This window comes from Psychromonas arctica, assembly GCF_038155225.1.
GTDB lineage: Bacteria > Pseudomonadota > Gammaproteobacteria > Enterobacterales > Psychromonadaceae > Psychromonas > Psychromonas arctica_B.
Genome location: NZ_JBAKBA010000386.1, coordinates 1 through 212, shown reverse-complemented (window position 1 = coordinate 212; position 212 = coordinate 1). Strand labels below are relative to the sequence as shown.

The 212-nt window shown below is 30.7% G+C and carries 1 protein-coding gene; it reads left to right on the top strand.

Annotated features, from left to right (window positions below):
* A partial coding sequence (locus tag V6255_RS18865) for an Lrp/AsnC ligand binding domain-containing protein (protein WP_341629472.1) occupies positions 1–187 on the top strand: 187 nt, incomplete at its 5' end.
* Positions 188–212: the final 25 nt, after the last annotated feature.

Here is a 212-nt window from a genome sequence, read left to right as displayed (position 1 = left end):
ACAAGTTTTAGAGATTTATAGAAAGGCAGCTGAAAATGATTACTTGCTCAAAGTGATTGTTAAAGATATGCGTACTTATGATCACTTCTATCAGCAATTAGTGAATGATGTAGATGGATTAACAGATGTAAATACTAGCTTTGCTATGCAACAGTTAAAATTTACTACCGAACTTCATATAATGTAATCAAATAGTGATCCTCAACGTTTAA